The 25,257-nt window shown below is 35.0% G+C and carries 29 protein-coding genes and 1 tRNA gene; 16 read left to right on the forward strand and 14 right to left on the reverse strand.

The window, feature by feature from the left end:
* Positions 1 to 6: 6 nt before the first annotated feature.
* Positions 7 to 234, reverse strand: a complete 228-nt coding sequence (locus ABYK18_RS02135; protein ID WP_373034950.1) for a hypothetical protein — start codon at positions 232 to 234, stop codon at positions 7 to 9.
* Positions 235 to 386: 152 nt separating this feature from the next.
* On the opposite strand from ABYK18_RS02135, the gene ppk2 reads away from it, so the two are divergent.
* The 5 genes from ppk2 to ABYK18_RS02160 are packed head-to-tail and all read left to right on the forward strand — an operon-like array spanning position 387 to position 4,696.
* Positions 387 to 1,208 carry a polyphosphate kinase 2 gene (gene ppk2, locus ABYK18_RS02140; RefSeq protein WP_373034951.1) on the forward strand — a complete coding sequence of 274 codons (822 nt, stop codon included), beginning with the start codon at positions 387 to 389 and terminating at the stop codon, positions 1,206 to 1,208.
* Positions 1,201 to 2,274 carry a peptidase M42 gene (locus ABYK18_RS02145; RefSeq protein WP_373034952.1) on the forward strand — a complete coding sequence of 358 codons (1,074 nt, stop codon included), beginning with the start codon at positions 1,201 to 1,203 and terminating at the stop codon, positions 2,272 to 2,274. The genes ppk2 and ABYK18_RS02145 overlap by 8 nt, the downstream gene beginning before the upstream one ends.
* Positions 2,274 to 2,717 carry an ATP-dependent zinc protease gene (locus ABYK18_RS02150; RefSeq protein WP_373034953.1) on the forward strand — a complete coding sequence of 148 codons (444 nt, stop codon included), beginning with the start codon at positions 2,274 to 2,276 and terminating at the stop codon, positions 2,715 to 2,717. Before ABYK18_RS02145 ends, ABYK18_RS02150 begins: the two co-directional genes overlap by 1 nt.
* Entirely contained in the window at positions 2,714 to 3,646 is a 933-nt protein-coding gene (gene rimK, locus ABYK18_RS02155) for a 30S ribosomal protein S6--L-glutamate ligase (protein WP_373034954.1), read from the forward strand. Before ABYK18_RS02150 ends, rimK begins: the two co-directional genes overlap by 4 nt.
* Positions 3,647 to 4,696: a succinylglutamate desuccinylase/aspartoacylase family protein gene (locus tag ABYK18_RS02160; RefSeq protein WP_373034955.1), complete on the forward strand. Its 1,050-nt coding sequence runs from the start codon at positions 3,647 to 3,649 to the stop codon at positions 4,694 to 4,696.
* A gap of 84 nt (positions 4,697 to 4,780) precedes the next feature.
* Here ABYK18_RS02160 and ABYK18_RS02165 read toward each other — a convergent pair whose 3' ends face one another.
* Positions 4,781 to 4,981 (reverse strand): hypothetical protein, encoded by a 201-nt coding sequence (locus ABYK18_RS02165; RefSeq protein ID WP_373034957.1) that lies wholly within the window; start codon positions 4,979 to 4,981, stop codon positions 4,781 to 4,783.
* A gap of 444 nt (positions 4,982 to 5,425) precedes the next feature.
* Between ABYK18_RS02165 and ABYK18_RS02170 the strand changes: the two genes are divergently transcribed.
* Genes ABYK18_RS02170 through ABYK18_RS02195 form a run of 6 tightly spaced genes read left to right on the forward strand, consistent with a single transcriptional unit; the run spans position 5,426 to position 11,373 of the window.
* On the forward strand, positions 5,426 to 5,674 hold the full coding sequence (locus tag ABYK18_RS02170; protein ID WP_373034959.1) for a hypothetical protein: 249 nt from the start codon (positions 5,426 to 5,428) through the stop codon (positions 5,672 to 5,674).
* 11 nt (positions 5,675 to 5,685) lie between these two features.
* Entirely contained in the window at positions 5,686 to 6,081 is a 396-nt protein-coding gene (locus tag ABYK18_RS02175) for an ester cyclase (RefSeq protein WP_373034961.1), read from the forward strand.
* Positions 6,082 to 6,139: 58 nt separating this feature from the next.
* The gene (locus tag ABYK18_RS02180) at positions 6,140 to 7,966 is read left to right on the forward strand and encodes a mechanosensitive ion channel family protein (RefSeq protein WP_373034962.1); all 1,827 of its coding nucleotides are present in this window, start codon (positions 6,140 to 6,142) and stop codon (positions 7,964 to 7,966) included.
* Positions 7,967 to 7,980: 14 nt separating this feature from the next.
* Positions 7,981 to 8,766 carry a magnesium transporter CorA family protein gene (locus ABYK18_RS02185; RefSeq protein WP_373034963.1) on the forward strand — a complete coding sequence of 262 codons (786 nt, stop codon included), beginning with the start codon at positions 7,981 to 7,983 and terminating at the stop codon, positions 8,764 to 8,766.
* Positions 8,767 to 8,822: 56 nt separating this feature from the next.
* A complete protein-coding gene (uvrB, locus tag ABYK18_RS02190; protein WP_373034964.1) occupies positions 8,823 to 10,805 on the forward strand; it encodes an excinuclease ABC subunit UvrB in 1,983 nt (660 codons plus the stop codon).
* Positions 10,806 to 10,812: 7 nt separating this feature from the next.
* Positions 10,813 to 11,373 carry a DedA family protein gene (locus tag ABYK18_RS02195; RefSeq protein WP_373034965.1) on the forward strand — a complete coding sequence of 187 codons (561 nt, stop codon included), beginning with the start codon at positions 10,813 to 10,815 and terminating at the stop codon, positions 11,371 to 11,373.
* A gap of 72 nt (positions 11,374 to 11,445) precedes the next feature.
* On the opposite strand, the gene pckA is transcribed toward ABYK18_RS02195, so the two are convergent.
* Entirely contained in the window at positions 11,446 to 13,029 is a 1,584-nt protein-coding gene (gene pckA, locus ABYK18_RS02200; RefSeq protein WP_373034966.1) for a phosphoenolpyruvate carboxykinase (ATP), read from the reverse strand.
* A gap of 134 nt (positions 13,030 to 13,163) precedes the next feature.
* Between pckA and ABYK18_RS02205 the strand changes: the two genes are divergently transcribed.
* Positions 13,164 to 13,239, forward strand: a tRNA-Val gene (locus ABYK18_RS02205).
* A gap of 107 nt (positions 13,240 to 13,346) precedes the next feature.
* Positions 13,347 to 13,865 (forward strand): hypothetical protein, encoded by a 519-nt coding sequence (locus ABYK18_RS02210; RefSeq protein WP_373034967.1) that lies wholly within the window; start codon positions 13,347 to 13,349, stop codon positions 13,863 to 13,865.
* Between the two features lie 52 nt (positions 13,866 to 13,917).
* Here the strand turns inward: ABYK18_RS02210 and ABYK18_RS02215 are convergent, their stop codons facing one another.
* Genes ABYK18_RS02215 through ABYK18_RS02225 form a run of 3 tightly spaced genes read right to left on the reverse strand, consistent with a single transcriptional unit; the run spans position 13,918 to position 16,059 of the window.
* A complete protein-coding gene (locus tag ABYK18_RS02215) occupies positions 13,918 to 14,253 on the reverse strand; it encodes a hypothetical protein (protein WP_373034968.1) in 336 nt (111 codons plus the stop codon).
* A 3-nt stretch (positions 14,254 to 14,256) separates the two neighbouring features.
* On the reverse strand, positions 14,257 to 14,853 hold the full coding sequence (locus tag ABYK18_RS02220; RefSeq protein ID WP_373034970.1) for a hypothetical protein: 597 nt from the start codon (positions 14,851 to 14,853) through the stop codon (positions 14,257 to 14,259).
* A 54-nt stretch (positions 14,854 to 14,907) separates the two neighbouring features.
* Positions 14,908 to 16,059 carry an NAD(P)/FAD-dependent oxidoreductase gene (locus ABYK18_RS02225; RefSeq protein WP_373034971.1) on the reverse strand — a complete coding sequence of 384 codons (1,152 nt, stop codon included), beginning with the start codon at positions 16,057 to 16,059 and terminating at the stop codon, positions 14,908 to 14,910.
* A gap of 44 nt (positions 16,060 to 16,103) precedes the next feature.
* On the opposite strand from ABYK18_RS02225, the gene rimO reads away from it, so the two are divergent.
* Together rimO and tilS are read left to right on the forward strand one after the other, a co-directional pair.
* A complete protein-coding gene (gene rimO, locus ABYK18_RS02230) occupies positions 16,104 to 17,417 on the forward strand; it encodes a 30S ribosomal protein S12 methylthiotransferase RimO (protein WP_373034972.1) in 1,314 nt (437 codons plus the stop codon).
* Positions 17,410 to 18,411, forward strand: a complete 1,002-nt coding sequence (gene tilS, locus ABYK18_RS02235; RefSeq protein WP_373034973.1) for a tRNA lysidine(34) synthetase TilS — start codon at positions 17,410 to 17,412, stop codon at positions 18,409 to 18,411. The genes rimO and tilS overlap by 8 nt, the downstream gene beginning before the upstream one ends.
* Here the strand turns inward: tilS and ABYK18_RS02240 are convergent.
* Genes ABYK18_RS02240 through ABYK18_RS02275 form a run of 8 tightly spaced genes read right to left on the reverse strand, consistent with a single transcriptional unit; the run spans position 18,400 to position 23,930 of the window.
* Positions 18,400 to 18,933 carry a hypothetical protein gene (locus ABYK18_RS02240; protein ID WP_373034974.1) on the reverse strand — a complete coding sequence of 178 codons (534 nt, stop codon included), beginning with the start codon at positions 18,931 to 18,933 and terminating at the stop codon, positions 18,400 to 18,402. The genes tilS and ABYK18_RS02240 overlap by 12 nt on opposite strands.
* Positions 18,923 to 19,489: a hypothetical protein gene (locus ABYK18_RS02245; RefSeq protein ID WP_373034975.1), complete on the reverse strand. Its 567-nt coding sequence runs from the start codon at positions 19,487 to 19,489 to the stop codon at positions 18,923 to 18,925. The genes ABYK18_RS02240 and ABYK18_RS02245 overlap by 11 nt, the downstream gene beginning before the upstream one ends.
* Positions 19,486 to 20,499 carry a hypothetical protein gene (locus tag ABYK18_RS02250; protein WP_373034976.1) on the reverse strand — a complete coding sequence of 338 codons (1,014 nt, stop codon included), beginning with the start codon at positions 20,497 to 20,499 and terminating at the stop codon, positions 19,486 to 19,488. The genes ABYK18_RS02245 and ABYK18_RS02250 overlap by 4 nt, the downstream gene beginning before the upstream one ends.
* Complete coding sequence (locus ABYK18_RS02255) at positions 20,493 to 21,332, reverse strand: tyrosine-type recombinase/integrase (protein WP_373034977.1); 840 nt, start codon at positions 21,330 to 21,332, stop codon at positions 20,493 to 20,495. Before ABYK18_RS02255 ends, ABYK18_RS02250 begins: the two co-directional genes overlap by 7 nt.
* Positions 21,313 to 21,768 carry a hypothetical protein gene (locus ABYK18_RS02260; RefSeq protein WP_373034978.1) on the reverse strand — a complete coding sequence of 152 codons (456 nt, stop codon included), beginning with the start codon at positions 21,766 to 21,768 and terminating at the stop codon, positions 21,313 to 21,315. The genes ABYK18_RS02255 and ABYK18_RS02260 overlap by 20 nt, the downstream gene beginning before the upstream one ends.
* Positions 21,758 to 22,381 carry a lysophospholipid acyltransferase family protein gene (locus ABYK18_RS02265; protein WP_373034979.1) on the reverse strand — a complete coding sequence of 208 codons (624 nt, stop codon included), beginning with the start codon at positions 22,379 to 22,381 and terminating at the stop codon, positions 21,758 to 21,760. Before ABYK18_RS02265 ends, ABYK18_RS02260 begins: the two co-directional genes overlap by 11 nt.
* A complete protein-coding gene (miaB, locus tag ABYK18_RS02270; protein ID WP_373034981.1) occupies positions 22,374 to 23,675 on the reverse strand; it encodes a tRNA (N6-isopentenyl adenosine(37)-C2)-methylthiotransferase MiaB in 1,302 nt (433 codons plus the stop codon). Before miaB ends, ABYK18_RS02265 begins: the two co-directional genes overlap by 8 nt.
* Positions 23,676 to 23,684: 9 nt before the next feature.
* On the reverse strand, positions 23,685 to 23,930 hold the full coding sequence (locus tag ABYK18_RS02275; protein WP_373034982.1) for an HP0268 family nuclease: 246 nt from the start codon (positions 23,928 to 23,930) through the stop codon (positions 23,685 to 23,687).
* A 159-nt stretch (positions 23,931 to 24,089) separates the two neighbouring features.
* Between ABYK18_RS02275 and nusA the strand changes: the two genes are divergently transcribed.
* Positions 24,090 to 25,226, forward strand: coding sequence for a transcription termination factor NusA (gene nusA / locus ABYK18_RS02280; RefSeq protein ID WP_373034983.1), 1,137 nt, complete (start codon positions 24,090 to 24,092; stop codon positions 25,224 to 25,226).
* The last annotated feature ends 31 nt before the right edge of the window (positions 25,227 to 25,257 follow it).

Genomic DNA, 25,257 nt, shown 5'->3' on the forward strand with positions numbered 1-25,257 from the left:
AAATCTCTAGCCTAAGATACTTTCTATTTTTTCAACTATTTCTTCTATTTCCATGTCTTTCATCACATTTGCTTCCGTTAGTTTCTCTATTTCGTTGTTTTTAGCTTCATTTTCAGCTTTTAACGTAACTATCTCTGTACGATAAGTTTTGTTTTCTTCTTTTAAAGTATTATAGTTCTGTAATATCTGTGAGACTTTATCGTTTAGTTTATCTAGGTTTGTTTGACTTTGCATTAAGATTCCAATCTGTGTTATATGCCTATAATTCTATCACAAAAACTATAACCTTTTCTTTACCGCTAAAGGATAGCTTCGTTTTTAGTTTAATTGGTATAAAATACTAATGATATTTGAATTTAGTAATTTACTAAAAAAGTGATGTAAAGATGAAATATGATACTTTAACCCAAGAACAACTTGAAGAAGCTGTTAAAACATTTAAAGACAACTTGGCACTGGAACCCTATCAAGCAGAACTTATAAAACTTCAACAGCATATAGAACGGAATAAGCTAAAACTAATCATTTTATTTGAAGGTCGAGATGCAGCGGGAAAAGGTAGTGTCATCGGTAGTGTGAGTCGTTACATGAATCCCAAACACTATAGGATTGTCGCTCTTGGTCGTCCTTCAGAAGAAGAGCGCACAGAGTGGTACTTTCAAAGATACATAAAAAATTTTCCTCATGGCGGTGAACTTGTCTTATTTGACCGCAGTTGGTACAACAGAGCTATGGTCGAACCTATATTTAATTTTTGCTCGGATACAGAATATGAACTGTTTATGAAAGACGTTGTCCCTTTTGAAGAGTCCTTGGTTGACAACAACACAGTACTGGTAAAACTTTACTTCAGTGTAAAAAAAGAGAGACAGGCAGAGAGGTTTGAACAGCGTCGTACAGATCCGTTAAGACAATGGAAACTAAGTGAAATCGATCTGCAGGCACAAAGTATGTGGGATCAATTTACACAAAAAAAATATGAAATGTTGCTAAGAACAAGTACAGATAAAACTCCTTGGCATATAGTTCGTTCAAGCGATAAACATAAAGCTCGACTAGAGACGATAAAACTGATTTTAAATCAAATAAATTATGAGGGCAGATGCAGAAGTTTAGAATATGAAGCAGATTCTAAAATAGTATTTTCAGCAGAAGATGAGTTAAAACTAATGAAAGAATATGAACAAAAAAGATTAAACAATGAATGATACATTAAAAAATCATAGAGGTTTTTTAGACACTCTCAAGCACTTAATCCGTAAACCATCTGTTGTGGGTGCAGAGCATCCATTTTTTTTATCACTAAAGCGTGAACTTGATGAACTCGGAATAAAAACAACTCTTTATGAAGGTATTTTAGTAGCTCAGGGAAGTGAACCAGAGAGAGGGATGCTGTCTGCACATATAGATAGACACGGTTTAATCTGTACAGGACCAAACGAATTTCAGTATGCTGCATTTATGACTCAAAACCGAGGCGATTTAACCGGAGACTCTTTTTCTGAACAAACGTACATGGATATTGTAGAAAGGTTTAAAGAACAGGTTGTGCAGGCTTATGAACCTTGGTCTGGGAGCTACTTGGGATTAGGTACTATTGATAATGCATATATATGTGAACGAAGAAAAAATCTTGTTTTTGAAGTAAAAGGATTAGAGCATCTGATTTCAGGGACTCCGGTAGCATTTGTTGATACTTTAACAAATAAAGGCGGGTTTTTATCTGCTCAACTAGACAATGTACTTAGTGCGGCAGTTATTGTGCATCTCTACCAAAGCGGATACAAAGGCACAGCATTTTTTACAGCACAAGAAGAATCAGGAAAAAGCTGGCGTTTTTTACTCGAGTGGTTTCGCAGATTTGACACAAACACAGACCAACTTTTAGTCCTTGATACAAGCCCTTATCCAACTCGTGAAATTGCACAGAAACAAGATATAGTTCTTCGTAACCGAGATGCCAATGCTGAGTTTAACTCTCCTTTGACTAAAAATATTGAAGAGTTATGTAAAAAGAATGATATTGTTTACAGCTTTAAGGACATTTATCTAGAGCAAAACAATAAACACTTAGAAGAGCAGGGATTAGCAAAAAAATCGCTAGGAAGTACAGAAATGGGCAGACTTATTTCATCAAGTCAAGGAGCAATTCAAGGAACTACCCTTCAGGTTCCTACAATAGGATATCATACAACATCTGAGACAGCTTCTGTAAAATCGGTCTCAAGCATGTTAAAAATACTCAAAGAGATGTATATAAAGGAGAGTTCCTGATGTCAGAAAAAAAGATTATAGGTAAAAAAGAGATTATTTCAATCATTGATTTGGATTTGTATAACTTAGATGCCAAAGTAGATACCGGGGCAGACTCAAATGCCCTGCATTGTGATGATATATATATAGATGATGATAACTTTGTGCATTTTACATTGCTTGATGAAGTTCATCCTTCATATCACGGTAAAAAGATGAAAATGCCTCTGTTTGAAGTTAGAAAAATAAAAAGTTCAAACGGGCATATACAAAATCGTCCATCTATCAAGGTATCAGTTGATTTTTTTGGTAAAAAGTATAAAACAGTCATATCCTTGACAAATAGAGCTGACATGAAGTATCCTATGTTAATAGGTAGAAAGTTTATGAGTGGTAAATTTTTAGTTGATGTTTCGCAGGAATATCTTACAAAACAAAATGAAACAAAACAGGAAAAGAGATGAGAGTCTATATATTATCAAGAAATCAGGAACTTTATTCTACAAAGAGGTTGCTTGAAGCGGCACAACAAAAGGGTTGGGAAGTTCGTGTAATTGATTATTTAAAATGTAGTATTGAGATTATGAAAGGTCAGCTCCATATTAGTTATCTAGGTGAAGAGTTACCTGCACCGGATGCTATTATTCCAAGAATCGGTGCCAGCAGAACATTTTACGGCACTGCCATGGTCAGACACTTTGAGATGATGGATACATTTAGTGTAGCAGGAAACCTGGCAATTGCCAGAAGTAGAGATAAACTCAGGAGTCTGCAAATCCTTTCAAAACATGATGTAGACATGCCAAAGACTGTTTTTGCTTCCAATAAATCTACTGCGAAGGATGTTATTGCACTAAGTGGAGGAGCACCGCTTGTTTTAAAAATCTTAGAAGGGACTCAGGGTGTCGGAGTTGTTTTAGTAGATACGACAAAAGCGGCAAAATCAGTTTTAGATGCTTTTTACGGTATGGATGTAAACCTGCTTGTTCAAGAGTTTATTGCCGAAGCAGGCGGTGCTGATATACGAGTCTTGGTTGTTGGAGGAGAAGTTGTCGGTGCAATGAAGCGTCAAGGTGCAGAGGGTGATTTCAGATCCAACCTGCATCAGGGAGGAAGTGCAACTGCTCATAAACTTACCAGAAAGGAAAAGTCTACTGCACTTGCCGCTGCAAAAGCTATGGGTCTTGGTGTTTGCGGGGTTGACATGATTCCATCGGCTCGCGGTCCGCTTGTCATGGAAGTAAATTCATCACCAGGATTAGAAGGTATTGAAAAATCAACTGGTATTGACATAGCAGGAAAAATCATGGATTATATAGAAAAAAATGTCACTCCAAAATCAGACACGACTACAAAAAAACGCAAAATTAAAAGAGATAACATAGGAGCATAGATGCCTGATGAAAAGTTTGTTTTAGGTGGTGTTGAAGTTCCTAAAGGGGTAAATACGACTATAAATATCGATTTACCAAAACTATATAACACTCCGACTCAGCTGCCTGTAAGAGTTATCAGAGGCAAAAAAAATGGACCAGTTGTGTTTATCAGTGCAGCTATTCATGGGGATGAGCTTAACGGCGTCGAGATTATCAGAAGATTAAGAAAACTAAATATACTTAAAAAATTAAAAGGCACTCTTATTTTAGTACCTGTCGTCAATGTATACGGGATGATGAATCTATCAAGATACCTGCCGGACAGAAGAGATTTAAACAGAAGCTTTCCAGGAAGTTCAAAAGGCTCACTAGCAAGCAGAGTCGCAAAAATCTTTTTTGATGAAATCGTATGTAAATGTTCATTGGGCATAGACCTGCACACAGCTTCTATTCATAAGTCAAACTTACCTCAAATAAGAACAAATATTGACAATGAATATACTTTTAAATTAGCTCAGGCTTTTGAAGCACCGGTGGTGCTTCACTCTGAACTTAGAGATGGTTCTCTGCGTGCCGTGGCACAAGAAGAAGGTATTCCAATTCTGTTATATGAAGCCGGTGAAGCTTTAAGATTTGATGAGACAAGTATAAGAATAGGAGTCAAAGGCTTGGTAAATGTTCTCAGAGCAAATGAGATGTTACCAAAGGTCATAAGTAAAAAAACTCCAAGAACACCAATCATCACCAAAAGCAGTAAATGGATAAGGTCCATAGAGAGTGGAATGCTAAGAACCATAAAAGCTCTTGGAGACACCGTTCATAAAGATGAAGTGATAGCTTACATTGACGAGCCGCTAGGGGATAAAATATTTGAAATCTTTTCACCGTTTAACGGCATCATCATAGGAAAATCCGAAATTCCTCTTATCCAAGAAGGAGATGCAGTCTTTCACATAGCAAACTTTAATAACCTAGACTTAGCTGATAATAAAATAGAGTATTTTGGAGAGAATGCTATTGAGCAGAGCGAATTTCATGAGTTAAACAATGAAGAGATAATTGAATAATATATTCAATCTAGTTCATAACTACATATTATGAACTAGATTTACGGCGAATAGAAAGTCGGCTATAAAGTAAATCTCTTTACCTTAGTCTTCTTTTGGTTTTGGTTCAGATTCCAAACATTTTTCATTTTGTGCTTCACATTTTTTTATACATGCTTCAGAACCATTTTCTTTTTCTTCACATTTTTCTATACATACATCATTTTTATCATCACATGATAAATCTTCAGCATTTAGAGATACCATTAGTACACTTGCTAATAATAGTAGTTTTGAAATACTCATTTAACTAATCCTTACTAAGTAAATTTAATATTTTAATAAGATTGTTTTGTTAGGATAGCACCTAGGTTTAACTAAAACCTGATTTATCCTGTTACAAAACAACATTCCATTGTGTTTTACAGGTGTACATCGATACAAACCGCCAAGCTGTATTGATGTACAAACAAATTAAACTTTCTATTACGCGTAGAAATTATACTCCCAAATCCACCATTTTTAGCTAAAATTTTTCTTAAAAAAACAATGTCATTTAGCTGCAATTTTAATGTTACTTTTTTTTAAAAAAGTAGTATAATTTTGAACTCAAATTAATAAATATACTTTATAAACAAAAGTATTGAGTCACAAGAAATATTACTTAATATTTCAGGTTTTTTGGCTGTGTTTGATATCTTATTCAAACAATTATTTTATGTAAAACATAATTATTTTATCGAGGACACAATGAACGTTTCTGATGTAGTGTTTGAAATGGAACTTAGTGGCGTTGATGCGGCAGACATTGCCGATATCGTTAAGCTTTACGAAGGTAAAGTTATGAATAGTGCAGCGATTGATGAAGAGCTTCTTAAAAGAGGTTATCCAAAAATTTTCACTATTGATTATGATGCGTATGATGAATACGACAGCTGGGAAGATGATGAGTATAGCTCAATAGAAAAATTTCCACATAAACAACAATATTCAGACTAGAGAGACAAGGTATGACAAATAAAGAATTGATAAGTGCTTATTATCAGATGTGGAACGAAAAAGACTTTGAAAAAGCAAATTCTATATGCGATGAAGATATTCGTTTCCGCGGTTCACTTGACATAACGGCTAACGGCATTGAAGGTTTTAAAGAGTACGCTCACATGCTTGCAAACGCATTTCCGAACCTCTACCATGCCGTGGAGATGTCGGTTTATGAAAACAACACCGTTGCAACCTATGTCACATACACAGGAACCCATGAGGGACAACTGTTTGACTATGCTCCTACCGGCAAGCGCATATGTTATTCGGGTGCTTCTTTTTTTCAGATTAAAAATGGAAAAATTGCGAGTATTAATATTCTAGGCGATTTAAACTCTCTACATAAACAACTTAGCGAGTAGTCTAAACAACTCTTGCTATCTTATGCTATAGTTATATATATCATATAAAGGATAGCAGGTGAGATTATTTTTTATACTACTTATACTAAACATTACTCTATTCTCTGCAACAATAGACACTAAATTATTTGAAGATGCAAATAAAGATGTTTACTATGACGAAGTAAAAAAGAAAATCGCTATTGACGCGAACAAGGGAGTCCGCAGTGAAGAGTCGATTAAAAACGAATTAATACACTTAGCCAGACTGCAAGATGCCGCATCACAAAAAGTTCAAATAGATAAATATGATTTAAGCGCACTTCAAAATATCGTTGTAAGTATTAATGATTACCATGATGCTGTTCATAGTGCGGCGAATGTTGAGTATAAACTTATACAAAACTCTAAAATTGTAAATGACATACAATCAAAATTACTCTTTTTAAAGCAAGCCTTAGAGCGAATCACAGAAAATGAAAAACCAATGGTGCTCTCTTACCAACTGCAGTTTGCCTACTATAAGCTGCAACAAAGAAATATAGAAGCAAAATCTCTTCTTCTTAAAACACACAAGAATGAAATCATAAAATCATTAGTAAATGCTCTATCATCACTGAAGTGTTTTACAAAAGAGACTTTTACTAAAAAGCTGGCTTCATATGACAGAGAGATGGAAGAAGCATTAAAAGAAAAAATATCTCAACAACTCCAACATGAAAAAGCACTGATAGAAGATAATACGAAAATAGAGACTATTGCTAAAAAGATTGAGATTGCACATGCAAAATATCAAAAGATACTTACACAAAAAATAGAGGTTCAAATACAACACTCTCTTTGTATGTTAAAGAAAAAAGAAAATGTAGATTTTTATAATACAACAAGCAAGATTGAATCACTTATTGATAATATAACGACGACAAAAGAAAAAGAAATATATCTGGAACAGATAAATATTTTAAAAGCAATTTCTAAAATTGAATTTGGGTCTACAAAATTATTCCTCATATCTACACTCCAAGAGAGCAAGGAAGCCTTTTTATCATTTAAAGAATTTTTAACATCCTCTTTGTTTATATTTAATGAACGTGCTATCAGCTTGTGGAGCTTGTTTAAGGCACTTGTATTAATAATCTTAGGTTTTATACTGGGCTCAGTCTATAAACGTTGGATAGCCAGAATCTCTAAACGATGGTCAAGACTAAGTATGATGTCTATCCGTTTGGCTTCCAACATTGGCTATTACCTTGTAGTCTTTATTTTCTTCATCATAGCCATAAGCAGTCTTGGGATTGATATGACTTCAATCTCTCTTATAGCAGGAGCTCTTTCTATCGGTATAGGTTTCGGTCTTCAAACAGTGGTCTCAAACCTTATAGCAGGTGTTATTTTAATGTTTGAACGCACTATCAGAATCGGTGATACAATTGAGATAAACGACCTGCTTCACGGTACGGTAACGGATATGCGTATACGTTCAACTACTATTAAGACATTTGACAATATCGATATAATAATTCCCAACTCATCTTTCATTCAAAACAATGTAATCAACTGGACTCTGGAAGACAGAGTCAGAAGACTTCATATCCCATTTTCTGTAGCTTATGACACAGAAGTTGAAGATGTTAAAGAAGCCGTATTAGGAGCACTTAAAAAAAGCACTCTTTTTTACGTTCGCAACAATGATGAAAGAAAACCCGACATCAGAATGACCATGATGAATAACAGCAGCGTAGATTTTGAGCTGATCGTATGGGTTGAATGGGACATGAGACAAAAAAACATGTCTACAAAATCAGATTTTTTAATCTTGATATACAATGCACTCAGAGAGCATAACATCAAGATTCCTTTCCCTCAACTTGATGTATCTATAAAGCATCCACAAGATAATGTATAAAAAAGGAGGATAATATGCAAAACATTGAAAAGTTAATTGACGATCTTCATTTAGAGGATTTGCAAAATGAGATGCATCCCTCATTTTTTGATGAGAATGAAGGATATGATATGCTCATTATCCGTATTCCAGTAATTTCTAACGAGTTAAACGCTAAATCAATAGGTTTTATAATAACACAACAAAGTAGTTACTACTACAATAAAAACGAAAAAAAATTTGAAGAGCTTACCGGTCGTTTTGAAGGTCCTTATCATTTTATTGACAAGCTTACAGACAAAATGTTGAAATCGTTTATAAAATATCAAGATGCAGTATCAGATATGGAAGAGAAGCTCTATAAAGATAATATGGATGAACATTTTATTACACATTGGCTTGAACTTAAACTCGATATATTACGTATCGAACGTATGTTATTAAGAATTGCAAATACATTAAATGAACTGATTGATTATTATACAAAAGTAGAGGGATTTCCGATTAACAACTACGTAGATATTCATGAACACATCGACAGAACTATGCGTTCTGCAACTCACCAACTTTCTAAGCTTGACTATCTGTATAGTTTTTATAATGCAAAATCTAATGACAAGATGAACCGTATGATTTATATTTTGACGATAATCTCGGCTATATTCCTACCGCTTAACCTCCTGGTAGGTTTTTTCGGTATGAATACGAGCGGTTTGCCTTTTACAAGCGGCAGTGTAGGGACGTATTATGCTATGTCTCTTATGTTTTCATTATTTGTCATAACAACTTTATTAGTCTACAAATGGCGCAAAAAAGTCTAATCTGCATAAAGAATAATATATAAATTGATAACATCAAATCAGCTATAATTTCATATATGAAAAAAGAAGCAAATTTTAACGTAGTATCTCCTTATCAACCTGCAGGCGATCAGCCGACTGCCATCAAAGCATTAAGCGAGTCCATACTAAAAGGCAACCGTTATCAGACCCTAGAAGGCGTCACAGGCAGCGGTAAGACACACACAATGGCTAGAGTCATTGAGAACGTCAAGATGCCGACTATCATCATGACTCACAACAAGACTTTGGCTGCACAGCTTTACAGCGAGTTTAGAGAGTTCTTTCCAAATAATCATGTTGAGTATTTTGTGTCCTACTATGACTACTATCAGCCTGAAGCCTACATACCTCGCCAAGATCTTTTCATAGAAAAAGACAGTGCCATCAACGATGAACTAGAACGTATGAGACTATCATCAACTGCAAATCTTTTAAGTTATGATGATGTTATTGTCATAGCATCCGTGTCGGCGAATTATGGTCTTGGTGATCCAGAAGAATACATGAGTATGGTTCAAGCACTCGAAGTCGGAGATGAGATTCCTCAGAAAAAACTTCTTCTGCGTCTTGTTGAGATGGGCTACAGCAGAAACGACACATACTTTGACAGCGGACACATTCGTGTAAACGGTGAGAGTCTTGACATTTACGCACCATACTTTGAACAAGAAGCCATTCGTATAGAATTTTTCGGAGATGAGATTGAAGCTATCTATACTTTTGATATTATTGACAACAAAAAACTAGAAGAGCATAAAAAGTTTACTATTTATGCAACATCACAGTTTAGTGTGAGTCAAGAAAAAATGGCAGTTGCTATTAAGCGCATCGAAGAAGAGCTTGATGAGAGGCTTGCATTTTTTCAAAAGGAAGGAAAACTTCTAGAGTACCAAAGACTAAAACAAAGAGTTGAGTTTGACTTAGAGATGCTACAGACTACGGGCATGTGTAAAGGGGTAGAGAACTATTCAAGACTCCTTACTAACAAAAAACCAGGCGAGGCTCCTTTTACTCTGCTTGACTACTTTGCCGTGAACCATAAAGACTATCTGGTTATAGTAGACGAGTCTCATGTTTCACTCCCTCAATACCGCGGTATGTACGCAGGAGACAGAGCCAGAAAAGAGGTTTTGGTCGAATACGGCTTCAGACTTCCAAGCGCTCTTGACAACAGACCTCTAAAAGCAGATGAATACATCAACAAAGCACCTCACTATCTTTTTGTATCAGCTACACCATCTGAGTACGAGTTAGAGATGTCAAGTGTTAAAGCAGAGCAGATTATCCGCCCTACCGGTCTACTTGACCCGATACTTGAGATAAAACCGTCTGATAATCAGGTTGAAGATATTCATGATGAGATTAAAAAAATCACTGCCAAGAATGAAAGAGTATTGATAACAGTACTGACAAAAAAAATGGCCGAAGCACTCACAAAATATTTAGCAGACTTGGGCATAAAAGTTCAGTATATGCACTCAGACATAGACACCATAGAGAGAAATCAGATTATCCGTGCACTCAGACTCGGTGAGTTTGACGTTCTCATCGGTATCAACCTTCTTCGTGAAGGACTAGACCTTCCGGAAGTTTCCCTTGTTGCAATCTTAGATGCCGATAAGGAAGGTTTTTTAAGAAGTGAGACTGCACTTATTCAAACCATTGGTCGTGGAGCCAGAAATGAAAACGGAAGAGTTATACTTTATGCAAATAAAATAACAAAATCAATGCAAAAAGCGATTGACACGACAACACAAAGAAGAGAAATACAAGAAGCTCATAATAAAAAGCATGGGATAACCCCAACAACGACTATTCGCAAACTCGACGCAAATTTAAAAGTAGAAGATTATGGCGATATTTACCAAAAGCACAAAAAAATGGATAAGATGCCGGCATCGGAAAAGAAAGCTTTAACAAAAGAGCTCTCTTTAAAAATGAAACAGGCAGCAAAAGAGTTAAACTTTGAAGAAGCTGCAAGACTTCGTGATGAGATAATGAAAATAAAACAACTTTAGGATAACAATGGAAGATACTTTCAGTAATTTAGCGACTTATGGATACATAGGACTTTTTCTCTACTCACTTGGCGGTGGGTTTGTAGCACTAATAGGTGCGGGCGTATTATCATTTATGGGTAAAATGGACCTTTCACTATCTATACTTATAGCTTTTAGCGCAAATGCTTTAGGTGATGTACTCCTTTTTTATATGGCACGATATCAAAAAAGCATGATGATGGAAGGTCTGCGCAAGCATAGACGTAAATTGGCTCTTGCTCATGTTATGATGAAAAGAAAAGGCTCATGGATAATACTTATTCAAAAGTTTGTATATGGAATCAAAACACTTATACCGATTGCAATAGGACTTACTAAGTATGATTTTAAGAAATTTGCTATTTTAAATGTACTCAGTGCCGGTGTATGGGCATTAGTATTTGGATTAGGCAGTTATTATTCAGGAAGTGCTTTGATAAAACTTGCTGAGATTATAGGTGAGAAACCTTGGATAGCACCGATTATTTTGGTATTTTTTGGAGGGGCTTTGTGGGTTTACATGGAACAAGCCACAAAGAAAAAATAAAAATTCCAACCAAAGCTAGGCTAAAAGCCTGCTGTGCTGGAGATTGGTGCAAGATGCGCGAAAGCTAAAAGTTTAGCTTCCTAGGATTGGTCCGTATGGAGCATAATCGGGATGCTCTCCGTCTTGATATTTTTTGTAATTTTCTATAAACATCTCAGCCAACTTATCTCTTGTTACATCAAAAAGTTCTTTATCTTCCCAAGCATTACGAGGATTTAAGATTTCTGGCTTAATATTATCAAGTGTTGTTGGAACGTGAAGTCTGAATGTCTTAGTAACATCAAACTCACTGTTTTTGATGCTTCCGTCTAAAATAGAATTGATACAAGCACGAGTATCTTTGATACTCATTCTTTTACCTACTCCATATCCTCCACCGGTCCAGCCAGTGTTAACTAGATAAACATTTACACCGTGCTGATCTATTTTTTTACCAAGAAGGTCGGCATAAACAGTTGGATGCAGTGGCAAAAATGCTTCACCGAAACACGCACTGAAAGTTGCTACAGGCTCAGTAATACCACGTTCAGTTCCTGCAACCTTTGCAGTATAACCACTTAAAAAGTAGTACATGGCCTGTTCTTTAGTAAGTTTGGAAACAGGGGGTAATATACCAAATGCATCTGCAGTTAAGAAGATGATATTTTGAGGATGACCTGCCATCAAGTCACATTTATGATTTTCAATATGACCTATAGGGTAAGACACACGAGTGTTCTCTGTTTTAGAACCGTCTTCATAGTTTACTTCACCCTCACCGTACATTACTACATTTTCTAAAAGAGCATTGGTTCTTATAGCACCGTATATCTCGGGTTCGCTTTTTTCATCAAGGTTTATAACTTTGGCGTAACATCCGCCTTCAAAGTTGAATACACCGTGATTATCCCATCCGTGTTCATCATCACCGATAAGTGCACGTTTAGGATCTGTACTTAAAGTTGTTTTACCTGTTCCGCTTAGTCCAAAGAAAAGTGCAGTATCACCGTTTTCACCAACATTTGCAGAACAGTGCATTGGAAGTTTACCTTCTAGCGGTAACCAGTAGTTCATCATGGAGAAGATACCTTTTTTCATCTCTCCGCCGTACCATGTACCGCCGATGATCGCTATATTATTTTCAATATCGAACATTACGAACACTTCTGAGTTCATACCGTGTTCTTTCCATTTTTCATTGACTGTTTTACAAGCATTAAGTACTGTAAAATCAGATTTGAAAACTTCAAGTTCAGCACCTGTAGGACGAATAAACATATTTTTCACGAAGTGTGACTGCCAAGCTATTTCAGATACAAAACGTACTGATCTTTTTGATGCAGGAGATGAACCGCAGAATACATCTGTTATATATAGGTCTTTGTTTGAAAGCTGTTCTTTTGCTACCTCTAAAAGTTCTTCGAAAATCTCAGGGCTAACTTTTTTGTTTACATCACCCCATGCTATATATTTATTTGAAGGATCGCGGTCTACAAAATATTTATCTTTTGGACTACGACCGGTAAATATACCTGTATCTACGGCTGTAGCACCCTTTTTTGTCAGAGCACATTCACCATTTTTAAGCTCATGTTGAATTAATTCCTCATAACTTAGGTTGTGGTAAACCTGACCAATATTTTTTAATCCTAACTCTTGTAACTCGGTTAAATGCATAACTTACCTTTTGGGTACTTTTTTTAATAGCGAAATTATACACTCACTAAACATAAATTAAATATAAATATTGAGTCTAAATGCAGAAAAATTACTTTAAGGATTTTTAGATAGAATTACATCTCTTAAAACCCGCTCGCATAACTCAGTTGGTAGAGTATTACCTCGACAAGGTAAGAGTCACTGGTTCGAGTCCAGTTGTGAGCACCATGAATAACTTATTTTATTTCTTTATTTAATTTTATATAAAACACCTTACATTACAATTACTGAATTTAATTTAAAATCGTTTAACAGACCAAATAAAGGTATCACTTATGAAATATATGGTTTTGATGATCTTTCTTTCTACTATGCTTTTCTCATATGAAAAATATATAATTGTTGGAAATTATAAAAATAGTGTTTATGCTACTAATGCTGTTAAGAGGCTAAAATGGCTTTGTGTAAATGACACTAAACTAAAAAATTTGGTAAAAAAGAATTCTCTAAAAATAATATCTAAAAAAATGGGGAAGTATGAAGTAGTAGCTCTGCAAGCCTTGAATAGTGATGTACAACTACTAGGAACTATTAAAGCATTAAAGAAATATTATGATGGTCCTTACGTACTTTCTAATAATCAAAAAAAAGAAAAAGTAAGCAAAGAAAATCTCCATACTACTGTAAAAAGTAAGATAAAGACCAAACCTGTTACTGTTGATTCCAATGAGATAAAAATCAAACCTGTCATTCTTGATTATACCGAGATAGAGGCCAAACCTATTATTGTTGATTATACTTGGGACAAAGCTACTAAAACATGGGTAGAATCAGTTCCTGAAAAAAAGAAATAACACTAAAAAGGTATTGAATTAATAAGTGGTGCCAGTTGCAAGCACCATTATTTTAAAATCTTAAAGACCCTTTTTTCCCATCTTGTTCGACTTGAATTGCTGATCTAAGTATATAAAGATACACACCCGTTTTTTTATAAAGAATTTTTTGATATATCTCTTTTGAGTTTGTAGGGTCATAGCCTATAGCTTCTACTTTATCTCTTTTGTCGAGTATAAAACAGTCATTTGCTATGGCATACATGCTCAGGTTCATAGAATCTTCATCTTTTTCCATCGGTGCTTTTTGTAGCTGAAGAATGCTCGGACAGGCCAATGTTTTTTTCTTTAACATATCAGCCTGTGCCAAGTCTAAAAAAAGAAGAACAATTAATAATGTATATCTCAATTATTAATCCATCTGATATTTAAAGATGATACTCGCATAACCTGTTACTATATTGTCAAAATCATATTTAACCAATCCGTCAGTGGCACTTGAATTTAAACTCATAAATCTGGCACCAACTTCAAAGTCCGCTCTTTTACCTAAATGAATATTAACGCCGACATCTCCACCAACATAACCTTCATTTATCTTTACGGTTTTAGAGTTTGTTTTATCTGCAAGCTTCATATCCACTTTACCTGCATTTACACCAAAGAACACATTAGCCATCTTAGAAATGTTTAAAAGATATTGAAGCTCAACACCATACGCTCTGGCATAATCAAAGTCACCGCCGTCAAAAGCTCTTGCACTCAAAAACAATCTATAATCGTTTGTCTCAGCACCTATCTTGACACCGCCATGATTAAAGTTAACCGTTTTTTTCTGATCCGTTACACCACTGGTTGTACGTTCATAATCAAAAGCGCTGTAACCGGCTTCAAAACCTATCAATGAGTTTGTATCAGAACCGTATATTGAATCATAAGTTGATTCAGCTGCAAGAGACGAAGCTGCCAATATAGTGGCAACTATTACTTTCGTTAATTTTTTCATCATTACACACCCCTTTGTATTTAAGACCATTATACCTTGTCGCTTTTAAAGCAGACTTTAAAGAGATTTATTCATCTCTCTGGCACAAACAACACCACTGCTAAACGCCCACTGGAAGTTGTATCCTCCAAGTTCTCCCGTAACATCGACAACCTCACCTATAAAGTGTAGGTTTTTTGCAGCTTTCGCTTCCAAAGAGTCAATATGTAACTCTTTTGCACACACTCCCCCTCGGCTGACTTCAGCTTTAGAAAAACCGAAGTTACCTGCGGGAGCAAATTCATAGTTGTGTATCGCTAAAAGTTTTTCTTTAATTTCGTTAGTTAGTTTTTTGCACTCGATATCTTCTACCTTTATTGCTTTTAATATTGCGACAGAGAGTCTCTTTGGCAGAGGTATCACAGAACTCACCAGTTTTTTGCTTCCCTTTACAAGGTCCAATATCTTTTTATTTGGCAGGAAATCTATGGAGATATTCCCTTTTCTCCAATACAAAGATGCTGATAGGACAACAGGTCCACTGATGCCTTTATGCGCAAAAAGCAGGTCTTCATCCAAGATTTTGTCATCGACTTTTATATTTACATAACAACTCAGGCCGCTTAACTCTTTCATCCAAAACTGATCTTTTTGAACAGTAAGACCGACCAGAGCAGGTGTAAACTCTTTTGCATCGATGCCGAAACTTTTCGCAATACTAAGTCCAATATCACTGGCACCAAGAGTCTTAAAACTTTTACCGCCTGTTGCGACTACAACTCTTTTTGCTTTCAAAGAACCTTTTGATGTCTTAATCTCAAAAATATCATCTTTTTTTGTGACTTCAAGAATTTCTCTATTTAGAATCAAATCCTGATGCTTAGTCAATCTTTTTAAAACATTTATTATCTCATCAGAAGAATCTTTACAAAAGTAATACCGATTTTTACGTATAACCGGAGTAATTGAGTTATCGGATAAAAATTTTAGTAAATCTTCTTTTGAAAATCTATCTATCACGCTTGATATTAACTCTGAATCTCCGTCAAAATTATCAGTGCCGACACTTACATTTGTTATGTTGCACTTTCCTCCGCCGGAAACCTTCAGTTTTTGCGCGACTTTAGCATTTACATCTATAATGGCGACACTAAATTTTTTACTAAGATGAGATGCGCACATCAAACCACTAGCACCCGCACCCAAAATTAAAACATCATATATTTTCATAACGCAATTATAGTATAATGTCAAAAAAATTATAAGTAGTAATAATGAGCAACAAACTTCACATAGTCTCTCTTGGCTGTACAAAAAATCTTGTCGATACGGAAGTAATGATGGGAAAACTGCAAAACTTCACCCTTACAGATGCGCAAGATGAGGCTGATGTAATCATTGTAAACACATGCGGTTTTATAGATGCAGCTAAAGAAGAATCTATAAACACTGTTCTTAGTCTTCATGACGCAAGAAAAGAAGATTCCGTCTTAGTTATGGCAGGATGTTTAAGTGAGAGATATAAAGAAGAACTTGCCACTCAGATGCCTGAAGTTGATATCTTTACAGGCGTTGGAGATTATGACCATATTGATGAACTTTTACAGGAAAAGAAAAGCCGTTTTTCCGAAGAAGTCTTTTTGATCGATGGAAGCGAAAGAGTCGTGACAGGCTCAACTTACCATGCATACATCAAACTCTCGGAGGGGTGTAATCAAACTTGTAGTTTCTGTGCGATTCCATCTTTTAAAGGAAAACTAAACTCTCGCAATCTGGATTCAATTGCTAAAGAAGTAGAAGGTCTGGTTGCAAAAGGCTATTATGATTTCAGTTTTGTATCTCAAGACAGTTCTTCATACATGAGAGATCAAAACGTCAAAGACGGACTAAGTCTGCTGATTCAAAGAATCGAGCTTATTGAGGGTGTAAAAAGTGCTAGAATCCTCTACCTTTACCCATCAACTACGACTATCTCTCTTCTTAAAAACATAGCAAAAAGTAAGATCTTCCATAATTATTTTGATATGCCTATCCAGCATATAAATGATGAAATGCTTCATATGATGAAACGTGGTTTCGGTAAAGAGAAGACTATGGAATTATTAAATTTTATGCGCTCACTTCCAAACTCTTTTGTTAGAACAAGCTTTATCGTCGGGCATCCGAACGAAACAGATGAGATGTTTGAAGAGATGTGCGAGTTTGCATCTTCATTCGGTTTTGACAGAATCAATGTTTTTTCATACTCTGATGAAGAAACGACTCCGGCATATGACATGAACAATAAAATCTCAGATGAAGTCATAGCATCTCGTGCACAGATTCTTGGAGATATTGCATCTGAGTGTACAAAAAAATCTCTGCAAAATGAAGTAGGAAAAGATATTGAACTTATTATAGACGGTGAAAGTGATGAGCATGAGTACCTTTTAAGTGCAAGAAAAACTATCTGGGCACCTGAGATTGACGGTGAGATTTATGTTAATGACAGAACTAAAGATGAAGATTTAGAGTTTGGCAAGATATACAAAGCTAAAGTCACCGATCTTGTCGGCAACATCCTGACTGCAACAGTAGACAATGCTTGAATTATCTTCATTAGAGATACTAAAAAATAAAAAAAACCTCTTAGCCTTCTCCGGAGGCGCGGATTCTACTACCCTTTTCTTTTTGCTTTTAAAACAAAACATAAAATTTGATATTGCCATAGTCAACTATAACCAAAGAGTACAAAGTGTAAAAGAAGTCGAGTATGCAAAAGAGTTGGCATCTAAATACGATTTAAAATGCCACACACTTGTAGCTCCAAAAATAGAGAAAAACTTTGAATCAAAAGCAAGAGAAATCAGATATGATTTTTTTGAAAGCCTAATCTCCGAATACGGCTACGAGAATCTTTTAACAGCCCATCATCTTGGAGACAGGTTTGAGTGGATGCTGATGCAGTTTTGCAAAGGTGCAGGATGTGCCGAGATTGCAGGGATGCAAAAAGTCCAACAAAGAGATTTTTACACTATTGTACGCCCTCTTTTGCATCTGGACAAACAAGAACTCTACGACTATCTAGGCAAAGAAAACATTAAATACTTTGAAGACGAAACGAACAAAAACGAAGATATAAAGAGAAACTCCTTTAGACATAACTACTCTGCCCCGCTTTTAGATAAATATCTAAGCGGGATTAAAAAAAGCTTTGACTATATAGATGAGGACAGACAGACTCTTATACCCGAAGTGAAAATTGAACATATCGAGGATTTAACATATTTTAAAAGCCTTAAAAATCCAAGAGCAAACATATTTATCATAGATAAGATTTTAAAATCGAAACTCTACATGTTAAGTGCAAACGAGAGAGAACTGTTAAAAAATGAAGGCGCGCTGGTTGTCGGCAGAAAATTTATAGTCTCTCATAATAAAGAGTTTATCTTTATAGCTCCATATTCTAAAGATGATTCTTGCATAAATATGTCTCACGAGTTTAAAGAGAAGTGCAGGCTTTTAAAGATTGAGCCTAAACTTCGTCCATTTTTCTATAAAAATGAAGAAATTTTTACAAAGATAAAAGAGTTACTTAGCTGAGATTTTTTGAGTGTTGTAAACTTTCATGGTGAATGATGAGTTTATCATCTCAGAATCTCTTTTAAAATTTATCGGGAAGTTGATTCCGATTATCCAGTCAGCTTTATTTACTGCATCCAAGAACTCATAAAAACTTTGCGGTGAGTTTATAGACGAAGTTGTGTTTACTTCATATACTGAAAATTCATCTTCATTTGCAAGTGCTTGTTTTTTAGATAATTGCAATGATTTAAAATGAGAACTGTACCTCTTTTGGAATCTCTCAGTAGAAAATGAATTGTCAAATGCTGTAATTATATGTGCATTATCAGCTTGAAGCTGTTTTAATTTTTGCAGTGTTGAATCACTAAAATCCTGATATCTTCTAAGTTCTATTCTATCTTTATTTAATGCACTTCTTTGTTCCCTATACTCTTTTCCCTTTGGAATCAAAACTAAAAATGAAAAAAGAAGAACAAATATAAGTAAAAATATAGATAAGGATAAAAGATAAATGCTCTGTCTTGATATATTAATCTTCATCTTTTGACCCTGCTTCTTCTTTATCTGATTTCACTGCATCGGTTTGCATCTCATCTTCGTCTATGTAGTTCGTAGAGACAAACTTAAGCCATCCGTTTGGAGCAGGATAAAAACTGCTGTATGTTCTGTTAAAGATAGAACGCAGAGGCGCCTGAAGCATAAAGTTATAGACATCTTTATTTGGAGTAATACCGTGAAGTATAAGTCCATTTTTCAGTAAAGATGCTTCTGAGAGTGTAATCCTTTGAGGTACCAAATCAAAAAGATTTGCTATTGAATCTTTAAGTACCGTATTTTTAGTGTTTATTCTTTCACAAAGAAGTACCTCTTTTTCTATAAAAGTAATCTGTTTCTTCATATTGACGATATTCGACTCAACCTCAGCTCTCTTTTGAATAATCTCCTGAGTGTTTTGCTCAAATCGGTAATCTTTAAAAACTAGGAAAAAATAAGTTAAGAAAAGCATAAATAGCGTAATACCGAAGAAACTAAAAAGCAGTTGTAGTTCTGATGAAATAACATTCTTTTTTCTAGGACTTATATAGCTGTATTTCATTTTAGCTCTGCCTTTGCAATCTCACAAACTTCAGCACATAAATCTACATGTCTGACATAGACATTTAAAAACATTTCTTCCTCGAGATACCTTTTTAAATCTCCACTTACACCTACACCGTCTGCCACATAAATATTTTCAACAAACTTACTTTCGTATCTTTCATCTTTGTAAAAATGATTTATAGAGCTTTGAATAAGCGAAAATCTCTGATAGTCTTCGTTAAAGCCATCAGTGTCAACCGATGCGGGTTCACTTTCTTCATTTGAAAACTCTTCCTCATCATCTGATTCTGCGAACTCATCAATTTCATCTATAGCATCTAAGTCTTCTATATCTCCAAAATCGTCTAAGCCCTCAATATCGCTAATAGCGTCTATGTCATCTAAATCTATGCTGCTCTCTAAATCCAGGTCTATGTCATCTTCGCTGTTTTCATCCATCATAAGTTCTTCATTGTCGTCACGGTGTTCCATATCTATATGCTCACCAAAAAGAAGCTTAGAGTTATCAAAAACAGACACTGTTATGTAATTATCTTCTACAAGAATATAAAGAGCCAGATTTGTATCTATCTTATCTTTAAAAAAGTTTGACAAAATCACAAATGGAGAAAATATTAGATCAACACCGATTTTTGAATAATTTTTTTGTAAAGCTTCCAAATCAGGTTTTGACGTGTAATACGCCCATTGATTTTTATAGCACATATATTTTGATGATTCAAGATTATAAAAAACCGACATCTCTCTACTTGAACAAGTTGGAATAGCTCCCTGAGAAGATGATGTATCTAAAATCGAGATATAATGAAACGGAGATTCTGAGGTAAAAGAGTCTATATACTCACGCATTTTATCATTAACGTTTATAGTATCAAAACTTTCCAAGTGGCTGTTAAGCACACTTTTTTTATTGCACTCTTCTACATAGACTGTAGTTTGTGAACGCCCAACAACAATATTGACAAATACTTTATTATATAAAGATTCAAAAATCTTACTTAACACTGCTCATCTCCACAAAGTGGATGTGCTTTGTTATAGTTTTGTTGTTTCAATGCACTACCTAATTTTGTATATATTTGTGTTGTTGCCATAGTAGAGTGCCCTAATAACTCACTGACATCAGCTATTGGAGCATTACTGTTTAGTAACGCTGTCGCGTATGAGTGGCGAAGCTGATGAGGCGTGACTTTTAGTCCTACTCTTTTAAAGACTTTATTAACTGTATATCTTAGACTGTTTTCGCTTAATCTTTCATCATTTGCCTCAAAAAGAAATATTTTTGGGCAATTATCAGACATATATTTATCTATCAACTCTTTAGTTGAGTGCAGAAGCGGCACATCTCTGTGTTTGTTTCCTTTCCCCAAAACTCTGACCCATTCATCAGATATATCCTTTAGTTTTAAAGATGAAAGTTCTGAAATCCTTAAACCTAAAGTGTAGAGAATTGTTACAACTAGTTTTTCATAAAAACTTGCATGTTCAAGCGCTTGGAGGATATGTTTGTGTGAAATCGGTTTTGGAAGTGTTTTTGGTACCTTGATACTTTCATCTGCCTTGAGAGAAATCTTCATCCCATTACCATTTAAAAATTTCACAAAAGTTCTAATCGCACTAAGTTTTTTACTTATAGTCTTTGGATTCAGATGAGAGATTTTTATGCGGTAGGGCATAAGATTCATGGTAGTTGATTTTTCTTCTTCTAAAATCTCGACATACTCCAAGGCTTCTTTGATCGCCTCGTCATAACTTTTTATGGTCAAGTCGGAGTAACCTCTAAAATCTTCTAAAGATTGTAAAAAATCTACTCTTTTGCTACTTATTGACTTTTTCAAGAAGTTTCTCAAAATCATCGTGATATTTTGCTGCACTTTCAACCAAAGCACTGTCAGTGACTACGCTTGGTGCGAGTTTTATATAAGCACTAATCATGATGTTGCATATTGTCCTGATCTTGGCTTTATCAGCTTCTGAAATAGTTTCATGTCCTGCAATCAAGTTAATCTCATACATATATTTTTTGGCATCTGCTACATAAGAAACATACTTTAAAGAGGTAATAGACTGAGCCATTACCGTTGATGCCATACGGTTGTAAACATCCAGACTGAAAGCTTCTTTTGCAAGAGTCAAAGCCTCTTTATAATCACCAATTTCATAATAGTATTTTGCTTTTAACGATTTTTCATAAGATGGATTTATTAAAAAATATATGCCCATTGCTACAAGCATTACAAAAGCTACACTTGGAATCAGTACTCTAGATCTCATAGTTATCTAACCTCTCTTTGAGATATGCTCTAGCGTCTTCTAAAGCCATATCACTAACATCTAAAGGCTCAGTTGCATAAAAATGCAAAGTGCCAAAAGGTTTTGGTACTACAAATTTATCCCAACTCTTAAACTGCCAAAACTTTGTAGGCATAATTCTTACAAGAATAACTTTTGCCTTTGTTTTTCGCGCCATAACCATTATACCATCTGCAACTTCATGTCGCGGTCCTTTTGGTCCATCTGGAGTAATACCGATGTCATAACCTGTATTTAGACTTTTTATTCCTTGCATAAGGACTCTGGCTGCATTTCTGTTTGAAGATCCTGATATTGTATCTAATCCAAAGTATTTTATTGTTTTGGATATTAGTGCTCCGTCAAAGTGTGAAGAGATTAAAACATTTGCATGCGGTGTTTTTCTGTAGTTCATATAAAAGTGTGAGAACATTAAAAGCTCTCCATGCCAGCAGGCAAAGATAGTCGGCTCGTCATCAATAGTCTTTGGAGCGTGAAACTCTTTTTTATTTGTTAAGTAAATAAGTCTTATTAGCACAGAAGCTATATATGGGATAAAGAATAAAGCAAGAGAACGGGAAATCTTTTTACGCAACTACTTCCCCTGTTAAAATCGTTCTTCCTATAGAAGTTATTTTAACATCTCTAAATTCTCCCAAAAGCTCATCTGAACCTTTTACTTTTACAACTATATTATCATCAGTTCTACCGCTGACATAATAGTCTTGAATAAGATCTTCAAAATAAACTCTATATGTCTTACCTAAAGATGTGGCATTAATCTCATCTAGAATCTCAGTATGAAGACTTTGAAGCGTTGTAAGTCTATCAGATGCTATCTCTTCATCAACCGTGTTTGTAAAGTGCTCAGCTTCAGTCTCCGGACGGGCAGAATATTTAAAAGAGAAGATTTGATTAAATCTGACTCTACGCATAACATCCAAAGTATCTTCAAAATCTTCATCACTCTCACCAGGAAAAGCTACAATGATATCAGTAGAGATGCTGACATCAGGACACTCTGCTCGAAGTTTTTCAACACGATTTAAAAACCACTCTTTTGAGTAACCTCGCTTCATTCCTTTTAAAACTTTTGTAGAACCGCTCTGCAACGGCATGTGCATTGATTTACATATTTTAGGATTGTTTGCAAACTCTTCAATAAACTCATCATCCATATGAAAAGGATGAGGAGACGTAAAACGGATTCGTTCTAATCCCTCTATTTTAGAGAGTCTTCGAAGAAGTTCTGAAAAATTCACTTTTTCGTGGTTACCAGAGAAACGACGACCGTAGTTATTTACATTTTGTCCCAAAAGAAAAATTTCTTTTGCTCCCTTTTCAACCGCTCTTTTTGATTCATCAATAATTAAATTAGTAGGTATTGATATCTCATCTCCGCGAGTTTTGGGAACGATGCAGTATGTACATGACTTATCACAGCCTATAGAGATATTTATGAAAGCTTTATAAGGTGATGTTCTAAAATCATCAAAAGCAAATTCGCTTTCATCGTAATTGATGTCTACTTCAACTGCTTTGTCTTTATGTAAGACTTCTGTTATTTTAGATACGTTTCTAGCACCTAAAACAAAGTTTACGTAAGGTGCCCTTTTTATTATTTCTTCGCCTAAGTGAGATGCTGTACATCCGCAAACACCTATCTTGGCATCAGGTTTTTTCTTTTTGTTAAAAATTCCAAGTTCAGAGAAAAGTTTAGATACCGGCTTTTCTCTTACTGAACATGTATTTATCAGAATAAGGTCAGCATCTCTAAAATCATCAATAGCTTCATAACCCTCTTTTTCAGTTAGTTGAGCAATCATATGCTCACTATCTCGAGAGTTCATTGCACAACCTAATGTCTCAATAAATAACTTTTTACTCATTAGTTCACTTTAGCTGATAATGTGTACTTGGTACATATACTCGTTGTCTGAAAGTCCGAATTTGACTTCACTCATGTAAAAACTCTTACCTTTTTCTTCAAAATAATCTTGAAGTTCAAGTAAATCTTTGTGAGAATTTTCTCTATCGAAGTAAAAAATCATACTTCCCTCTTTTTCAACGCTTGCTTCAATTTTATCTAAATCAACTTTTTTCGGTTTCGCATCAATATCTGTTCTAGCAAATTTTAAATCCATAATTTATCCTTATTCTAGTATTATAAAAGTCTTGCATTATATACAAAATCTACTAAAAGTCATATTAAAGTTATTTTTGCTATAATTTCACCACTTCATAAGAAATCCCACAATTATTGCAACTGTTTTTTATGAGATTACCTTTACAAGGACATACTAATGGAAAAAATTTTAGATATTGTTGATGCTATCGCTCACGAAAAAGGGCTTCAACCGGAAAAAGTTGTAGAGGCTTTAAAGACTGCTTTTGTTCAAACGGCAAAAAGAGTTATTGATAAAAATTTTGCTTTTGAAGCAAATATTGACCAAACTACAAAAACTATAGAAATAATTCAAACAATTACGGTTGTTGCAGATGATGATGAAAGACTTCAAGACGAGGAAGTAGCTCCTGCATATATATCTATAACAGATGCTAGGGAGTATGATGATCAAGTAGAGTTGGATGATCAACTTCAAATCCCTCATGACTTGGAAGAGTATGGCAGAACTGCCGCTTCTCAACTTCATCGTGAAATTGAGTACCATGTACAAAGACTTGTTGAAGATGAACTTTTCAACAAATATATGTCAAAAATAGGTACACTCGTAACAGGTCGCGTAACAAGCGTAGACTCTCATAATGCTACATATATAGAAGTAGACGAAGTTCGTGCAGTATTACCGATGAAAAGCCGTATTAAAGGTGAAGTATTTAAAAAAGGCGATCACTTAAAAGCTGTTGTTCGCCGCGTAAATATGGATAAAGAAAACGGTATACAAATCGAGCTTTCCCGTACAAGTCCTAAATTTTTAGAAGAGCTCTTAGCTCTTGAAGTTCCTGAGATTGCAGATGGTGCTGTTATTATAGAAAAAAGTGCGAGAATACCTGGTGAACGCGCTAAAATAGCACTTCTTAGTACTCATCCGCAAGTAGACGCCGTCGGTGCTACCGTAGGTGTTAAAGGTGTCCGTATTAATGCTGTCAGTCAAGAACTGATAGGTGAGAATATCGACTGTGTCGAGTATACGACAATTCCTGAACTTTTTATCTCAAGAGTTATGTCTCCTGCAATCATCTCTCATGTAGAAATAGTTAAAAATGAAGATGGCGAAGCTGAAAAAGCTATAATTACTCTTCCTGCTGATCAAAAATCAAAAGCTATCGGTAAAAGTGGGATTAATATCCGTTTAGCTTCTATGCTTACAGGATTAAATATTGAGCTTGTTGAAAACGATGCTACAACTGATGAAAATACAGGCGAGATTGAAGAGAAAAAAGATGGTGTTGATGCACTGGAAGCTCTATTCAATTAGTCCGTAAAAGCTTTGCCTATTTCTAGGCAGA

The sequence above is a fragment of the Sulfurimonas sp. genome, from assembly GCF_041563495.1.
Classification (GTDB): Bacteria; Campylobacterota; Campylobacteria; order Campylobacterales; family Sulfurimonadaceae; genus Sulfurimonas.

Excerpts from the sequence above, each read along its gene's own strand:
- tilS (WP_373034973.1), top strand. The coding sequence starts at position 17,410 with ATGCTTGAATTATCTTCATTAGAGATACTAAAAAATAAAAAAAACCTC.
- ABYK18_RS02160 (WP_373034955.1), top strand. The coding sequence starts at position 3,647 with ATGCCTGATGAAAAGTTTGTTTTAGGTGGTGTTGAAGTTCCTAAAGGG.
- ABYK18_RS02260 (WP_373034978.1), bottom strand. The coding sequence starts at position 21,768 with ATGAGATCTAGAGTACTGATTCCAAGTGTAGCTTTTGTAATGCTTGTA.
- ABYK18_RS02175 (WP_373034961.1), top strand. The coding sequence starts at position 5,686 with ATGACAAATAAAGAATTGATAAGTGCTTATTATCAGATGTGGAACGAA.
- nusA (WP_373034983.1), top strand. The coding sequence starts at position 24,090 with ATGGAAAAAATTTTAGATATTGTTGATGCTATCGCTCACGAAAAAGGG.
- ABYK18_RS02145 (WP_373034952.1), top strand. The coding sequence starts at position 1,201 with ATGAATGATACATTAAAAAATCATAGAGGTTTTTTAGACACTCTCAAG.
- rimO (WP_373034972.1), top strand. The coding sequence starts at position 16,104 with ATGAGCAACAAACTTCACATAGTCTCTCTTGGCTGTACAAAAAATCTT.
- ABYK18_RS02275 (WP_373034982.1), bottom strand. The coding sequence starts at position 23,930 with ATGGATTTAAAATTTGCTAGAACAGATATTGATGCGAAACCGAAAAAA.
- ABYK18_RS02185 (WP_373034963.1), top strand. The coding sequence starts at position 7,981 with ATGCAAAACATTGAAAAGTTAATTGACGATCTTCATTTAGAGGATTTG.
- ABYK18_RS02165 (WP_373034957.1), bottom strand. The coding sequence starts at position 4,981 with ATGAGTATTTCAAAACTACTATTATTAGCAAGTGTACTAATGGTATCT.
- rimK (WP_373034954.1), top strand. The coding sequence starts at position 2,714 with ATGAGAGTCTATATATTATCAAGAAATCAGGAACTTTATTCTACAAAG.
- ABYK18_RS02240 (WP_373034974.1), bottom strand. The coding sequence starts at position 18,933 with ATGAAGATTAATATATCAAGACAGAGCATTTATCTTTTATCCTTATCT.
- pckA (WP_373034966.1), bottom strand. The coding sequence starts at position 13,029 with ATGCATTTAACCGAGTTACAAGAGTTAGGATTAAAAAATATTGGTCAG.
- ABYK18_RS02245 (WP_373034975.1), bottom strand. The coding sequence starts at position 19,489 with ATGAAATACAGCTATATAAGTCCTAGAAAAAAGAATGTTATTTCATCA.
- ABYK18_RS02220 (WP_373034970.1), bottom strand. The coding sequence starts at position 14,853 with ATGATGAAAAAATTAACGAAAGTAATAGTTGCCACTATATTGGCAGCT.
- ABYK18_RS02210 (WP_373034967.1), top strand. The coding sequence starts at position 13,347 with ATGAAATATATGGTTTTGATGATCTTTCTTTCTACTATGCTTTTCTCA.
- miaB (WP_373034981.1), bottom strand. The coding sequence starts at position 23,675 with ATGAGTAAAAAGTTATTTATTGAGACATTAGGTTGTGCAATGAACTCT.
- ABYK18_RS02135 (WP_373034950.1), bottom strand. The coding sequence starts at position 234 with ATGCAAAGTCAAACAAACCTAGATAAACTAAACGATAAAGTCTCACAG.
- ABYK18_RS02150 (WP_373034953.1), top strand. The coding sequence starts at position 2,274 with ATGTCAGAAAAAAAGATTATAGGTAAAAAAGAGATTATTTCAATCATT.
- uvrB (WP_373034964.1), top strand. The coding sequence starts at position 8,823 with ATGAAAAAAGAAGCAAATTTTAACGTAGTATCTCCTTATCAACCTGCA.
- ABYK18_RS02225 (WP_373034971.1), bottom strand. The coding sequence starts at position 16,059 with ATGAAAATATATGATGTTTTAATTTTGGGTGCGGGTGCTAGTGGTTTG.
- ABYK18_RS02170 (WP_373034959.1), top strand. The coding sequence starts at position 5,426 with ATGAACGTTTCTGATGTAGTGTTTGAAATGGAACTTAGTGGCGTTGAT.
- ppk2 (WP_373034951.1), top strand. The coding sequence starts at position 387 with ATGAAATATGATACTTTAACCCAAGAACAACTTGAAGAAGCTGTTAAA.
- ABYK18_RS02195 (WP_373034965.1), top strand. The coding sequence starts at position 10,813 with ATGGAAGATACTTTCAGTAATTTAGCGACTTATGGATACATAGGACTT.